Annotated in this window: 14 protein-coding genes, 1 tRNA gene and 1 pseudogene; 9 read left to right on the top strand and 7 right to left on the bottom strand. The window is 63.7% G+C overall.

The window, feature by feature from the left end; translation table 11 throughout:
• The first annotated feature begins 26 nt into the window (after positions 1–26).
• Both ACM61V_RS17065 and ACM61V_RS17060 read left to right on the top strand, forming a co-directional pair.
• A complete protein-coding gene (locus ACM61V_RS17065) occupies positions 27–260 on the top strand; it encodes a hypothetical protein (protein WP_349290313.1) in 234 nt (77 codons plus the stop codon).
• 85 nt (positions 261–345) lie between these two features.
• A complete protein-coding gene (locus tag ACM61V_RS17060) occupies positions 346–1494 on the top strand; it encodes an acyl-CoA dehydrogenase family protein (protein ID WP_137785079.1) in 1149 nt (382 codons plus the stop codon).
• Here the strand turns inward: ACM61V_RS17060 and ACM61V_RS17055 are convergent.
• Positions 1482–2156, bottom strand: coding sequence for an acyl-CoA dehydrogenase family protein (locus ACM61V_RS17055; RefSeq protein WP_137785078.1), 675 nt, complete (start codon positions 2154–2156; stop codon positions 1482–1484). The two genes, ACM61V_RS17060 and ACM61V_RS17055, sit on opposite strands and share 13 nt — an antisense overlap.
• A 276-nt stretch (positions 2157–2432) precedes the next feature.
• Between ACM61V_RS17055 and ACM61V_RS17050 the strand changes: the two genes are divergently transcribed.
• Positions 2433–2509, top strand: a tRNA-Pro gene (locus ACM61V_RS17050).
• Positions 2510–2627: 118 nt separating this feature from the next.
• Positions 2628–3263, top strand: coding sequence for a hypothetical protein (locus ACM61V_RS17045; RefSeq protein WP_171007448.1), 636 nt, complete (start codon positions 2628–2630; stop codon positions 3261–3263).
• Positions 3264–3494: 231 nt separating this feature from the next.
• Here the strand turns inward: ACM61V_RS17045 and ACM61V_RS17040 are convergent, their stop codons facing one another.
• Positions 3495–4658: an MFS transporter gene (locus tag ACM61V_RS17040; protein ID WP_137785076.1), complete on the bottom strand. Its 1164-nt coding sequence runs from the start codon at positions 4656–4658 to the stop codon at positions 3495–3497.
• 13 nt (positions 4659–4671) lie between these two features.
• Positions 4672–5706 carry an aldo/keto reductase gene (locus tag ACM61V_RS17035; protein WP_137785075.1) on the bottom strand — a complete coding sequence of 345 codons (1035 nt, stop codon included), beginning with the start codon at positions 5704–5706 and terminating at the stop codon, positions 4672–4674.
• Between the two features lie 91 nt (positions 5707–5797).
• On the opposite strand from ACM61V_RS17035, the gene ACM61V_RS17030 reads away from it, so the two are divergent.
• Positions 5798–6715, top strand: a complete 918-nt coding sequence (locus ACM61V_RS17030; protein WP_137788166.1) for a LysR family transcriptional regulator — start codon at positions 5798–5800, stop codon at positions 6713–6715.
• A 169-nt stretch (positions 6716–6884) separates the two neighbouring features.
• Here ACM61V_RS17030 and ACM61V_RS17025 read toward each other — a convergent pair whose 3' ends face one another.
• Together ACM61V_RS17025 and ACM61V_RS17020 are read right to left on the bottom strand one after the other, a co-directional pair.
• Positions 6885–9332, bottom strand: coding sequence for a PAS domain-containing protein (locus tag ACM61V_RS17025; protein WP_249341718.1), 2448 nt, complete (start codon positions 9330–9332; stop codon positions 6885–6887).
• 464 nt (positions 9333–9796) lie between these two features.
• Positions 9797–10381 carry a DUF3833 family protein gene (locus ACM61V_RS17020; protein WP_249341727.1) on the bottom strand — a complete coding sequence of 195 codons (585 nt, stop codon included), beginning with the start codon at positions 10379–10381 and terminating at the stop codon, positions 9797–9799.
• A gap of 160 nt (positions 10382–10541) precedes the next feature.
• Here ACM61V_RS17020 and ACM61V_RS17015 point away from each other — a divergent pair.
• Together ACM61V_RS17015 and ACM61V_RS17010 are read left to right on the top strand one after the other, a co-directional pair.
• Positions 10542–10694, top strand: a pseudogene (locus ACM61V_RS17015) (integrase core domain-containing protein); the annotation flags it as partial.
• Positions 10695–10725: 31 nt separating this feature from the next.
• Positions 10726–10890 carry an SDR family oxidoreductase gene (locus ACM61V_RS17010; protein ID WP_283214577.1) on the top strand — a complete coding sequence of 55 codons (165 nt, stop codon included), beginning with the start codon at positions 10726–10728 and terminating at the stop codon, positions 10888–10890.
• Positions 10891–10991: 101 nt separating this feature from the next.
• On the opposite strand, the gene ACM61V_RS17005 is transcribed toward ACM61V_RS17010, so the two are convergent.
• Positions 10992–11612, bottom strand: a complete 621-nt coding sequence (locus ACM61V_RS17005; RefSeq protein ID WP_249341719.1) for a TetR/AcrR family transcriptional regulator — start codon at positions 11610–11612, stop codon at positions 10992–10994.
• A 57-nt stretch (positions 11613–11669) separates the two neighbouring features.
• Between ACM61V_RS17005 and ACM61V_RS17000 the strand changes: the two genes are divergently transcribed.
• Positions 11670–12125, top strand: coding sequence for a nuclear transport factor 2 family protein (locus ACM61V_RS17000; RefSeq protein ID WP_249341720.1), 456 nt, complete (start codon positions 11670–11672; stop codon positions 12123–12125).
• Entirely contained in the window at positions 12118–12960 is an 843-nt protein-coding gene (locus tag ACM61V_RS16995; protein WP_137788168.1) for an NmrA family NAD(P)-binding protein, read from the top strand. The genes ACM61V_RS17000 and ACM61V_RS16995 overlap by 8 nt, the downstream gene beginning before the upstream one ends.
• Before the next feature lie 465 nt (positions 12961–13425).
• On the opposite strand, the gene ACM61V_RS16990 is transcribed toward ACM61V_RS16995, so the two are convergent.
• Entirely contained in the window at positions 13426–13884 is a 459-nt protein-coding gene (locus ACM61V_RS16990; protein ID WP_137788169.1) for an Lrp/AsnC family transcriptional regulator, read from the bottom strand.
• Positions 13885–13929 lie beyond the last annotated feature (45 nt).

Here is a 13929-nt window from a genome sequence, read left to right as displayed (position 1 = left end):
ACTTGCACTACACTGCGGCGCGACCCATGTTGCCGCCCATGTTCAATATCTTCTCGATCCTGATCGGCCTCGTCGCTTTGCTGTTTGCGATTCCCGGCGTGCTGCCGTTGTTCGGCTGGCTCAACTGGGCGGCATTGCCGATCGCGGCGGTGGGCGCGCTGTTCGGCATGATCTCGTCGAGCGATTCGGGCCGCAACTTCAACCTGCTCGTGTTGCTTATCGCGATCGTGCGCCTCGCGCTTGGCGGGGGCTTCTTCTGATATAGCGGAGCGATTGGTTGGCCGATACCGCAATGGCGCGTTATTGTTCGGTGGACACGCGCTGCATTCCGCGCATGATGCGCGAATGGATCACCTGCTGACCTCTGAAACGCGCGCTTTCCGGGACGAGGTGCGCACCTTTCTGCGCGAGAAGCTTCCGCCCGATTTGTCGCGTGCGGCGCGACGCGCGACGAGCGTATTCCTTCATCCCGATATCACCCTGGCCTGGCAGAGCATATTGCACGCGCAAGGCTGGGTCGCTCCAGACTGGCCGGTGGAGTATGGTGGGCCGGGATGGGATGGCATCCGCCGCTATATCTTTGCCGAGGAATGCGCCCGCGCCCATGCGCCCTCGCTGCCGCCGCAGGGGCTGAAGATGGTCGCACCCGTAATCATGCACTACGGCACGGACGAGCAGAAGGCGGCGCTGCTGCCGCGCATCCTGTCGGGACAGGATTACTGGTGCCAGGGCTATTCGGAGCCGGGCGCCGGATCGGACCTGGCTGCGCTCCGCATGCGCGCGGTGCGCGATGGCGACGACTATGTACTCAACGGATCGAAGATCTGGACGACCCATGCGCATTTCGCGAACCGTATGTTTTGCCTCGTCCGGACCAGCACCGAAGGGCGGCCGCAGTCCGGCATAACCTTCCTACTGCTCGAAATGGCCACGCCGGGGATCACCGTGACGCCGATCCTGACGCTCGCCGGCGAGCATGAGTTCAATCAGGTGTTCTTCGACGATGCCCGCGTGCCGGTCGTCGGTCGGCTAGGTGCCGAAAATGACGGCTGGACGGTCGCCAAGCATCTGCTGACGTTTGAACGGGGTGGCCGATATGCGCCCAGCCTTGCAGCGCATCTCGACACGATCCGTGATGCGGCGGCGCGAACGGGCTGGCTGGATCATGAGGGCAATCGCGAGCGGCTGGCGCGTGAGGCGATCGCGATCGATGCCTTGCGCGCGATCGAGTTTGCGGCGCTGGAGGGCGATGGGCCGTCCGACGCAATCCGGCCTTCGATGCTCAAAGTTCTGGGAACTGAAACGTCGCAGCGGCTCGATCATCTCGCGCTGGAAATGGCGGCATTGTGGGATGGCGCCATTGAGGACGCGCCAGATGCGATCGCCGTAGCGATGCCGCGTTATCTCAACAATCGTGCTGGCAGCATCTATGCCGGATCAAACGAGATCCAGCGCGATCTGATCGCGCGCGCGGTGGTAGATCAGGCAGCGTAGCGGGAGAGGTGAGTGCGGGCGCCACCGTCGCCCTGCATCAGGGCACGGGCGCGGCGAAAATATCCGCCGACGTTCAATTCCGCCGTTAGCCCCATCGCGCCATGAATCTGTACCGCGCCCTCGCCGACGATCCGCGCTGCATCGTCACACACCACGCGTGCCGCGCTGACAAAGCGGGCTGAATGTGGATCGGCCGAGTCCAGTGCGTCGATCGCCGCACTGGTGATCGCATCGGCCTGTTCGAGGATCATCGCCATATCGGCCATGCGATGCCGCAGCACCTGAAAGCTCGCGATCGAAACGCCGAACTGGCGCCGCTCGCGAGAGAACAGCGCCGCGTCGCGCAGCATTGTACGGCATAGTCCGACGATCTCGGCACAATGCAACACGGTGAGCATTTCCGCTGTCGCGTCAGTAGCAGCGGCGCGCTTGGCGGCCCAATGCTCCGCCCAGGGGAACTCGGCATTGGCGCGGCCCAATGCTGCTGCAACTACGGCTGCGTCCCTAAGGTTCTGTCCTAGCCCACCATCTTCCTCCGCGACGCCGAGCGTATCGAGCCCGGTTTCCTCAATCGCGGTCACCCAATTGTTGCCGCCGCGTGCAAGGGTGGCGTCAAGGGTTTCAGCGAGCATCCGTTGCTCGTCAGTGCGCGCGAGCGTCATTTCGGTTCGTTCTGCTCTCAACGTTGGCTTGAAATGCTTGCGTAACCCCCGACCTGGAAACTTGCCAGGGAGATTGTTGGTGACTATCGCGATCGTCCGACGGGCATGCCCTGTGCGAGCGTCCGAGTTTACGAGCGTCCGAGTTTATCAGCGGCAAGGCCCGGGACTGTTCCGGGACTATCGTCGCTGGTTCCTGCCGTGTTCCGCCCGGTTTTGCCGGTGTCGGACAAACCTGTTGCGCTGTGATCGGCGGAAAAGCTAAGGGCATCCGCGCGTCGGGGAGTGGCGCAGTCTGGTAGCGCGCCTGCTTTGGGAGCAGGATGTCGCAGGTTCGAATCCTGTCTCCCCGACCATCCGCTCGCAAGTCCTTGATTTCGCGTCTTAACGACGGCGATAAGAGACGGTTGTACCCCCGACTGTACCCCTTGCTGTACCCACTGGGGTGGCGGAATGGGCTTATCGAACGTGTGTTTGCGCGGCAGCCGCTATTGGTGGCGCAAGAAAATGACGGTTGGCGGCGTACGGTTACCGCTGGGGTTACCGTTGGGCGCAATGAACTTCACAGACGCGCGGGTTACTGCCTTGCGTCTCGGTTCTGCGGAGGAAGCTTTGCGCATGGGTTACGGTCCGTCGTCGGGTGTGAGCCCCGACCAGCTCAAGAAGGTATTCAGCGACGCGCTGCGCTGGCAATTGCAGCGAATCCTTGAGGATCAGTTCGCCAGCAGCACCGCCGCCGTCGACCATGCCTCCCTCAACTCTCCCTACGCCGAGGCGTGGACCTTTCTCTCAAAGCAGCATCAGGTGGGCGGCGCCTGGAAGGACAAGGACGTCTACAGCTTCCGCCGTACCGCCACCTCGATGCTAAAGGGCGTCGTGCCGGACAGCGTTCGCTGCAACATCTTCGGGCATGAAGGCGAAACCGAGAAGGCCCGCACCTTTGACGACGAGGCGGACCTGTCGATCAAGCTGGAGGCGCTCAAACATCTGACGCCGCTGACCGAACATATCCCGCCGGTCCTGCCGATCCGTATCCGCCCCGCGAACCGCCTAAAGTTCGGGGGTCGAATACCGAGCCGTTTGGGACGAACGAAGGCGGGCAAAGCGTAGCGAACCGCGTCTTGCATAGCGTTCGGGCCGTCGTGCTGATCGCCCCTTGCGACTATTGCTGCGCCCAACGCGGAGTCGATGTGTTTGCCGCCGTGAGGGCAGAAGTGCGTGGAAACGTCCTGATCAAGTAGCCCAATCCTCGTTGCAAGTTTCCCGATATTCGCGTTAACCGGATCGCGGCGATCAACATCCTCCCTGTTTGGCCGAGTTCGTCCGCATCGACACAACCAATTAGAATGGACAGGCCCTTGCACGGGGCTGACGCCGGAATGCGAGCAGCATCGCCAGCGCCACCGCCGTCATTACGGCACCCGCCAGCGCCACAGCAGGTAATCCAAGCCCAGCCCCGATCACGGCCCCGCCCAGAGCCGCGCCGATCGCGTTGCCGAGGTTGAACGCGCCGATGTTCATCGCCGAGGCGAGGTTCGGCGCCTCCGATGCGGTATCCATCACCCGCATCTGCAGGGGCGGGACGATCGCGAAGCTGGCGATGCCCCAGATCAGGATCGCGACGGCGGCGGTCACCGGCCATTGCATCAGCACCGTAAAGGCCAGCAGCGTCAGCGCCATGACCGCGAGCATGGTCATCAGCGCCCGGTCGACCGAATGGTCGGCGAGCTTGCCTCCGAGCGCATTGCCGATCGTCGCGCCGACGCCGAACAGCATCAGCATCGCGGTGACATAACCGCTCGAGCCGTGCGTCACATCGCGGAGGATCGGCACGATATAGGTGAAGACGGTAAAGACGCCGCCAAAGCCGATCGTGGTCAGCGTCAGCGCCATCACCACCGGCCCACGTGTCAGCACGCGCAGTTCGGTGCGCATGTCACCGCCCTCGGTCGCGGGGAGCGGGGGCAGCGCGAGGCGAAGCGACAGCATCGCGATCGCGCCGACGCCTGCGATCCCGGCAAAGGCGGTCCGCCAGCCGATCGCCTCGCTGACCCAGGTCGCCGCCGGCACGCCGCCGATGGTGGCGACGGTCAGCCCGGTGAACATCGCCGCGACCGCGCCCGCGCGCTTGTCCGGCGGCACCAGGCTGGCGGCGACCACCGATCCGACGCCGAAGAATGCGCCATGATTGAACGAGGTGACGACCCGCGCCGCCATCAGCATCCAATATCCGCCCGCCACCGCCGACAGGGCATTGCCGAGCGTGAAAATGCCCATCAGCGCGATCAAGAGGGTCCGCCGGTCGATACGCCCGGTAGCGAGGGCCATCAGCGGCGCGCCGATCAGCACGCCCATCGCATAGGCGCTAACCAGCAGCCCGGCGGCGGGGATCGACACCCGCAGGTCGCCGGCGATCACCGGCAACATGCCCATCGGCGCGAACTCGGTCACGCCGATGCCGAAGGCGCCGACCGCCAGCGAGATTAGCCCGAGATTGAACTTCATGATCCTGGCTCCCTCAGACCATCGGCGGCGCAAGGCGGGCGAAACCCTCCTGCTGCCGATAGGGGGTGTGCGGATAGGGCGGCAGTACGTCGCTCGCTGCATCAAGCGTGGCGATCTGCTCGGGCGTCAGCGCCCAGCCGACCGCCCCCAGATTTTCGCGCAACTGCGCCTCGTTGCGGGCGCCGATGATGACCGACGACACGGTCGGCCGCCGCAGCAGCCAGTTGATCGCGACCTGGGGGACGGTCTTGCCCGTCGCGCCCGCCACCGTCTCCAGCGCATCGACGACGCGGTAGAGGTGTTCGTCCTCGACCGGGGGCGCGAATTTCGCGGTGTCGTGCAGGCGACTGCCCGCCGGGATCGGTCGTCCGCGTCCGATCTTGCCGGTCAACCGGCCCCAGCCGAGCGGGCTCCATACCAGAGCACCGACGCCCTGGTCGGCCGCCAGCGGCATCAAATCCCATTCATAGGCCCGGCCGATCAGCGAATAATAGACCTGATGCGCGACCAGACGGGGCCAGCCATGGCGATCGGCAAGACCTTGCGCCTTCATGATCTGCCAGCCGGGATAATTGGAGACGCCGGCATAGCGGACCTTGCCCGCGGCGATCAGCCGGTCGAGCGTGCCCATCACCTCATCGGCCCGGGTGGAGGCGTCGAAGGCGTGAAGCTGCAGCAGGTCGATATGGTCGGTGCCCAATCGTCGCAGCGCCGCCTCGACGGCGCCGATCAGCCGCGCCCGCGACGCGCCCCAATTCTGCGGGCCGTCTCCTATCGGCAGGGCGGTTTTGGTCGAAATCAGGACGGCACCGCGCCGCCCTTTGATCGCTTCCCCGAGAACCTGTTCCGACGCGCCATCTGAATAAACGTCCGCGGTGTCGAACAGCGTGATCCCTGCGTCTAGGCAGATGTCGACCAGCCGCCGCGCCTCGGCGGCATCACTTGTGCCCCAGGCGCTGAACAGCGGGCCCTTACCGCCGAACGTGCCCGCGCCGAACGACAGCGCTGGCACGCGCAGGCCGGACGATCCCAGTTGCCGATATTCCATTACCGATCCTTTGCGAATTTCATCGTCACGCGCATAGATGGACGGTGAAACAGCGCGGTGGAACCGGCCGCCGATGCAAAGGATCTATGCCTTGGACGCAAAAACAGCCGGCAGCGACGATCGTGCCCGATCGCTTGCCTTGTTCGCGAGCGTGGTGGAGGAAGGCAGCTTCTCCGCCGCCGGCCGTACGCTCGGGCTGACGCCATCGGCGGTGGCGCGGGCCATCGGCCGGATCGAGGCACGGCTTGGCGTGCGGCTGCTGCTACGGTCTACACGGGCGTTGACGCTGACTGCCGAGGGGCAGGCCTATCTGCTCGCGGCACGGCGGATCCTCGCCGATCTCGACGATGCCGAGCAGCAGATCGCCGACCATGGCGCGCCGCGCGGACGGCTGCGGATCAGTGCGGCGCTGGCGCATGGCCGGATGTGCGTCGTACCGCTGCTTGGCGACTTCGCGCACGCCTATCCGCACATCCTGATCGACGTGGCGCTGACCGACACGCTGGTCGACGTCGCGGCAGGACAGGCGGATGTCGCGATCCGCTTCGGCCCGCTTGCCGACAGCGGGCTGACCGCGCGCAAGCTGGGCGAGTCCGGCCGGGTGATCGTCGCCTCGCCCGGCTATCTCGCGCGTGCCGGCACCCCGCAGCTGCCGGAGGACCTGCACGCTCACAACTGCCTCAACTTCAATTTCCGCCGGGCCGAGCCGACCTGGCCGTTCCGGCGCGGCGGCGGAGATTTCACGCTGAGCGTTGAGGGCGGTATCATCGCTAACAATGGCGAGACGCTGGGCCAGCTCGCTGCCGCCGGGGTCGGCATCACCCGCGTCGGCCGCTTCAGCGTCGCAGCCGAGATCGCGGACGGGCGGCTCGTCCCACTGCTGGAAGATTACAATCCAGGCGACGTCGAACTGATCCACGCGGTCTTCGTCGGTGGCTTCGTTATCCCTGCGCGGGTGCGCGTGTTCGTCGACTTCCTCGTCGAGCGGCTCGCCGGCAAGACGGTTTAGCCGGGTCTGCCAGCCCGTCCCTCGCGGGGAACGAGAGCCGCGGGCGTCCTTCCCGGACGACCAGAGGTTCGGTTATTCGATTTGGCGGTGGCAGAGGCGCCTTTTTCAAGCTGCACTAACGGAAACGATGAGAATCTCTACTCTGCGCCCTCGACGTGAAGCGACAAACTCAACTCTCGATCAACTCGGTCACGCGGCTGGCAAGCGTTTTCATTGCGAATGGCTTGGTTATCATTGCCATGCCGGGTTCCAAAAAACCCGACGCCAGAGCCGCATTCTCTGCGTAGCCGGTCATGAACAGGATTTTTAGGCCAGGACGAAACGCTCTCGCGGCATCTGCCAGCTGCCGCCCGTTCAGACCCGGCAGGCCGATATCGGTGACAAGCAAGTCGATATGGCGGCGGGACTGAAGTATTGACAGCCCCTCAGGCCCATTGGCGGCCTCGAGCGTTGCGTAGCCCAACTCGCCGAGCTCCTCCACGATCAGTCCGCGCACGACCCGTTCGTCCTCCACGACGAGAACAACTCCGCCAGCCTCGCTGGAGCGTGCTTGTTCGTTGGCCGCGACGCCCTCGTCCTCCAGATCAGCCCCGAAATAGCGCGGCAGATACATGGTGAAGGTTGTGCCTTCGCCGACCTCACTGCTGATCTTGGCGTGTCCTTCCGATTGATGCGCGAAACCGTAAATCATCGACAGGCCGAGCCCGGTGCCTTGTCCAATCGGCTTGGTCGTGAAGAACGGTTCAAAGGCTTTCGCGATCGTGTCGGCGCTCATGCCGATCCCGGTGTCGGTCACGCTAATGCACACATACTGGCCGGGCATGACACCGCGCTGTTTGGCCTCAAGGGGCATTTCGAGATGGGCGTTCGCCGTCCGTATTGTCAGCCATCCTCCATCCGGCATGGCGTCGCGGGCGTTGATGACCAGGTTGAGCACGGCGTTCTCGAGCTGGTTCGGATCGCATCGGGTCATCCACAAGTCATCGGCCAGGGCCAACTCCATCGCGATCGTCTCGCCGATCGTCCGGCGAAGGAGATCCTCCATAGAAGCGAGCAGCGTGTTGGCGCGGACGGGCTTGGGATCGAGCGGCTGGCGTCGGGAAAAGGCCAGGAGCCTGTGGGTCAGCGCGGCAGCCCGGTTCGCAGCCGTCGTCGCGCCTGTGATGAAACGGCCAACGTCGTTGGTTCGGCCCTCGGCGATGCGGCGGCCAATAATCTCCAGACTGCCGGTAATACCCTGGAGAAGGTTATTGAAGTCGTGCGCGATCCCGCCGGTGAGCTGGCCAACGGCCTCCATCTTCTGCGCCTGCCGCAACTGATCCTCGACCAGCCGTTGCGACGTCATGTCGACACCCACCCCCGTCCGGCGAACGGGCCGTCCCGCGTCGTCGAAATAGGTGTGACCACGCGAGAGCACCCAGCGCGTTGACCCGTCGCGGTGAACGATACGGTATTCGAGCTCTAAGTCGCCTGGCTCGATCAGACCGCCCGCCATCGTGGTGCGCAGCTTCGCCCGGTCGTCCTCGTGCACGTTGGCCAGGAAATCGGCTCGAGGAATGCCCTTGGCGCCTTGGATCGGATCGATGTCGTAGAGCTCGGCGACGTTGGCGTCGCAGGTGAAGCAGTCCTTCGCGACGTCGAACGTCCAGACACCGACGCCGCCCACGGCGGAAAGGGCCAGTCGAGCGAAATCCATCGAGTCGCGCAGCTCCCGCGTTCGTTCTTCGACGCGGTGCTCTAGCTCTTCGTTGAGATGCCTGAGCGTCTCAATGGCCCGATCACGCTCCGCCGCGACGGCGCGTCTGTCCTCGACGTCGATCAATACGCCGGGGAAGCTGCGGGGGGTGCCGTCGGGATCATGATGGACACGCCCATTGGCCTCGATCCAATAATAGCGTCCGTCATTCCTGCGAACCCGATATTGGTGTGCGTAGGCACCGCTCCGGGCGATGACGTCACCAATTGCCGCGAGCAGGCCATCGCGATCGTCGGGATGAACCGTCGCGATGACCTGCTCGAGCGGAATGCCCGTTCGCCCCAGCGCGGGATCCATGCCGAAGCTGTGGGCGAATGCCGCATCGACAGTGAAGCTGTCCGTCGGAAGGTCCCAGAACCATGTTCCGATGATTGCGCCTGCGCCTAGCGCGAGCTGGACGCGTTCGGCGTTCACCCGGTCGCGCTCCTGCGCGGCGACCAGCTCGGTCGTCTCAACGGCGACATCGAGAAAGCCGATGATCCGGTCGCCGTCACGCAGCGGGCTGTACGAGAAGGTCCAATAGGTATCTTCCTCATAGCCCTTGCGGGTCATGACGAGGCGCAGGTTCTCGAGATGCACGGTCTCGCCCGCCATCGCCCGATCGACCAGCGGCTCGATGTCATTCCAGACGTCGACCCAGACCTGATCGATCGGCCGACCCAGCGCCTGCGGATGACGTTCGGCCAGGAACGGAATATAGGCTTCATTATAGAAAAAGGTGCGCTCAGGCCCCCAGACGGCGCACATGCCGAAGCCGCTCGACATCAGGATGTCGTAGGTCGTGCGGAGCGCAGGGGGCCACGACTCTTTGGGCCCGAGAGGGGTGGAAGCCCAGTCGAATTGCTCGATATACGTCGACAACCGTAGTCCTGCTCTTCATCGCAATGTGCTTGCCCAAGACCTACTACGCTAAACGTGGGAGCGCGACCCGCCATGGCCTACGAAAAGCCCCCAGCGTGAGCGGTGGCCTTGGCAGACGCTTCCGCAATCCCGCGGCCTGCTTAAACCGGACCCCGAACGGATCGAGAGGTTGACCACGACACCGACGTTCCATGTTGCCGCGAGTCTCTGATCCTTAACCGCGCCATCGCGCGTCAAACGAACGGCCATCTGTCTATCCTTATGTGCGTCAGACGCCATCAGACGTACATGAACGGATGTCTGCTTCCGGGAGACCTATCACGTCGCGTGAACGACCAGCTCTGGGTCTGCGCGATCGTCATTCAGACGCGAATTTGGGCGTTCCCGCGTGGACAAAGCGCGACCGGGGCTGAGCCCTGGCGCCAATACGAGTGACGCTGGCGACACAATGGGCCGCGATCGCATCAACGAACCTGCCGAATCGTCTCGTGCAGCGAGGCGACGGGCAGGCCGAACTTTCGCACCACCATGCGGTTCAACGCGGTATCGCCGCCAGGCTGGCGGTAGATCCATTGCTCAATTCCGAGCCCGCCCTTCGCTCGGAAGCGCAGATGCAATCGGTTGCCGGCCACGTCGGCCTCAACCGGACCGATCGCGTCGCTAAGCGACACCGCGAACAGGCCACCGCCGAGGTCGCGCATATGCCAGGTGCGCTCGCGCGGCGGCTTGCTCCCTTCCTCTACGCGTTGAATGAGAACTAGCGTACCGTCGGGTTCGACCCGGCCATCGCTGACGACATGGACCCGGCGTGCGTGTGATAGGGTCACACGCAGAATGCCCTCGCCGACGGTATGTCCGGTGAAGAAGGCTAACGGCGCAAATACAGGGGCGGGGGCGGCAAGCTTCGTCGATGGGCCGATCGAGGCGCACGCGCTGATTAGCGCGGTCAGGGTAGATAGCCCGACTGCTCGACACCATTTCCCCACATCATAGAACAGCGGTTTGACGGGACACAGGCGGAACGTCGAGCGTAAAAGCAGTGATGTCATCCCCGACAAACTCCCGCGCGAGGGAGTCGCTCCCAATTTGAAAACGTCGCCGAGCGGATGAACCAGTGGCCGAAGGCGGGAGTAAGCTGGTGTTCTCGGGACGATTGCATTTGGGTCTCCACAATCGCCGAGCGGCTGGCTGCCACATGACCGATCTCGCTTGCTCAGCGACGACGGCACCGAACTGACCAGGCATGCCGTGCCCGCCTGGTGTCGAAACACAGGCGTCGAGTGGCATTACATCGCGCCCGGCAAGCCGCAGCAGAACGGCTTCGTGGAATCGTTCAATGGCCGCTTGCGCGATGAATGCCTCATCTGTTCCCCTAGCTGGCTGCGGCGCGGTGATGGAAGCGTCGCCGGCAAAGCGAATGGCCCCGCCCGAGAAGATCGCGGAGGCCGCGGCGTTCCTGCTAGGCCCAACGGCCGGGTTCATCACCGGCAGCGACCTGCTGATCGATGGCGGCGTGATCGCGGCGATGCGCGCCGGCAAGCTGCCGGTGCCTGCCTGACCCGCGCCCGCCCCTTTCCAATCTTCGAGGAGCATCATCATGGAAATGCGATCGGCAGCGTCACCTTCCCGCTACGGGTTCGTTTTCGAGATGACGGATGATCATCCCTGACCGCGCAGCGCAGCAGTGATCATCCGGGCAAGCCGCTCTATATGCGCCCGGTCTGATCGCCCGCCCAGAACCGCCAATCGCCAGTATAGCGGGGCCGCAATGAGATCGGCTGCGGTTCCACGATCGATCGATGGGGCTAACTCCCCCCGCGCGATCGCGCGGTCGATCAATGCGTCAATCCTTTCTCGCCGCGCGCGCTGGAACGGTCGTATGGCTCGCTCCAGCGCCGGGGTCCGTTCGATCTCTGCGTGAAGATCCATGAGGATGCGCTTCACCGCGCGGTGTCGAAGCACTCGTCGAATAGCGAACAGCGTCGCTTTCAGATCGTCTTCCAGCGATCCCTGCGCATCGACATCGGTGATCGTCAGCCCAACGCGCGACAGGAGATAACTCGCCATTGCAGCTTTTTCAGGCCACCGCCGATAGAGCGCGGCCTTTCCGACACCGGCCGATCGCGCGACGCGCTCAAGGCTCAGGCCCGAATAGCCTGTGCGCGCCCACTCCTGGAAAAAGGCGCGTGTCAGCGCCTCGGTCACCTCGACGCGCATGACAGCCGCACCACTTGGCGCGCGCGCTTGCGAATTTTCTTCGTCGGAACGTTTGCGTTCCATCGTGTCCTGCCTATGTAACGACGGAACGGTGGCGTTCCATCGGCTTGGAGATAATGCATGACCGAAAATATTCAAAGCTTCTCATCCATGCTCCGTCAGGCGCTGGGCGACAGGATCGACGCTGATGCCACAACCTTCGTTGAGATGATGGCTGACGACGGAGTGATGGAATTTCCTTATGCGCCAGCAGGGCTGGCCACCCGCCTGGAGGGCCGCGCCGCCATTGCCGGCCATCTTGAGGAGGCGGGCAAGATGATCGCCTTCGATCGCATGGGGGAGCCTGTCGTTCATCCATCGACCGATCCCGATATCGTGGTTCTGGAGTTCGAAGGCTTCGGGCGCGGCGTGACGACCGGTGAGCCATATGACCAAAGCTACATCTCGGTGATCCGCACGTCGGGCGGGCGCATCGTCCACTATCGCGATTACTGGAATCCGCTCGTCGCGCTGCGGGCAACGAAGGGTGCAGCGCTGATCGATGCGCTCGTTGCCGGAAAGGCCGATCATGCGTGATCGGATCCTGGTTACAGGCGGCACCGGCACGACGGGCCGATCGGTTGCGGAGCAGCTGGTGGCCGGCGGGGCGGAGGCGCGCATAGCGACCCGGCGTCCGTCAGCGCCCGATCAGGTCCGGTTCGATTGGGAGGATACGACGACTTATGGTCCGGCGCTCGATGGCGTAAGCTCGGTCTATCTCGTCGCGCCCACCGACCGGACGGAGCATCTGCCAGTCATGCTCCCGTTTCTGGAGCAGGCGGTGGCGCAGGCGACGGGGCGATTGGTGCTGCTGAGTGCTTCGTCCCTGGCCGAGGGTGGGCCGATGATGGGCGAGGTGCATGCCTGGGTCCACGCCCATGCGCCGCGCTGGACGGTGCTGCGCCCGAGCTGGTTCATGCAGAACTTCACGACTCAGCATCTGTCGTCGATACTCGATGAAGGCCGCATCTATTCCGCAACGCAGGACGGCCGCGTGCCGTTCATCGATGCGACGGACATCGCCGCCGTGGCGGTCCGGGCGCTGACCGACCCGGCGCTTGGCTCCGGCGAGCACGTGCTGACCGGGCCGCGAGCGCTCACCTATGACGAGGTGGCGCACGCGATCACCGCGGCGAGCGGTCGTCCCGTGGGTCATCACCGCCTCTCGACGGACGAACTGACGGATCGCTACGCCAGCTTTGGCATCCCGCGCGATTACGCATCGAAGCTTGCCGCCATGGACGATGCCATTGCGCATGGCGTCGAGGATCGGACGACCGACGAGGTCGAGCGGTTGAGCGGGCGGCCCGCGAACGATCTTGTATCCTTTTTGACGAGACAGCGTGCAATCTTGGGTGGGGATCCGGCCTGATCTGCCGAAACAAGCAAACCCGGCAATATTTCTTTCCTGCGCCTCATCCCACCGTTCACCCGTCACTGACCGGATAGGGCTTTCCCACTACACCATCGTGTTCGGGGAAAAGGCGGTACCCCGGCATGTCGGCTACCGCTATCGGCGTTCCCGTAAGCGGTCGTTCCGCCCCCCCAGTGCCAGACGTTCGGTCATTCGATTTGGCGGTGGAAGAGGCGCCTTTTTCAAGCTGAACGAACAGCAAGAATCGGGAAGTGTTAATGCTGCGCCGAATGACCGCATTTGGGTCTTGCACCGCCTTCGGCGTTCCGCTGCGTGGCGCTCAAGCACTTGTCTACCTGTACCCCGTATTTTACCACTCGCTGACAGACGAGCTGTGTGGCGACGTAACATCAATGCCTTAGCGCGTGGAAAAATTAGGTCAGGAATCTGTCTCCGACCATCCCGTGTTTCGTTTGCAAGAGATCACATCGAGGCTTCGCGAATCGTTTCCATCGCAACGAATGTCGATGTGCTGGCCACATGCGGCAGGCTGGAGATACGCTCACCCAGCACGACGCGATAGCGCCGGATGTCCGCCGTGCGGACCTTGAGCAGATAATCGAAGCTGCTCGCGATCATATGGCATTCCTCCACCTCGGGGATCTTCAGGACCGCGCGGCGGAACTCCTCCAGCGCGGCTTCGCGCGTGTCCGACAGTTTGACTTCGGCAAAGGCGATGTGATCCAGCCCAAGCTTGGTCGCATCGATCACCGCGCGGAAGCCGCGGATATAGCCATCATGGATCAATCGCCGAAGCCGGATCTGGCACGGGGTTTTCGACAGGCCGACTCTTCCGGCGAGCTCGGTCACGGACATCCGTCCGTCGTCGCGTAACGCTTCGATGATGCGCTGGTCGAATGGGTCGATCGGACTATCTTTCAATGCTATCTAGCCTGTTTAACTCAAAGCATCAGCTTCAATTAGTTC

The organism is Sphingomonas sp. TX0543, assembly GCF_048565505.1.
Lineage (GTDB): Bacteria > Pseudomonadota > Alphaproteobacteria > Sphingomonadales > Sphingomonadaceae > Sphingomonas.
The sequence above is the reverse complement of the archived record's forward strand: the minus strand, read 5'-3'. Positions and strand labels throughout refer to the sequence as shown.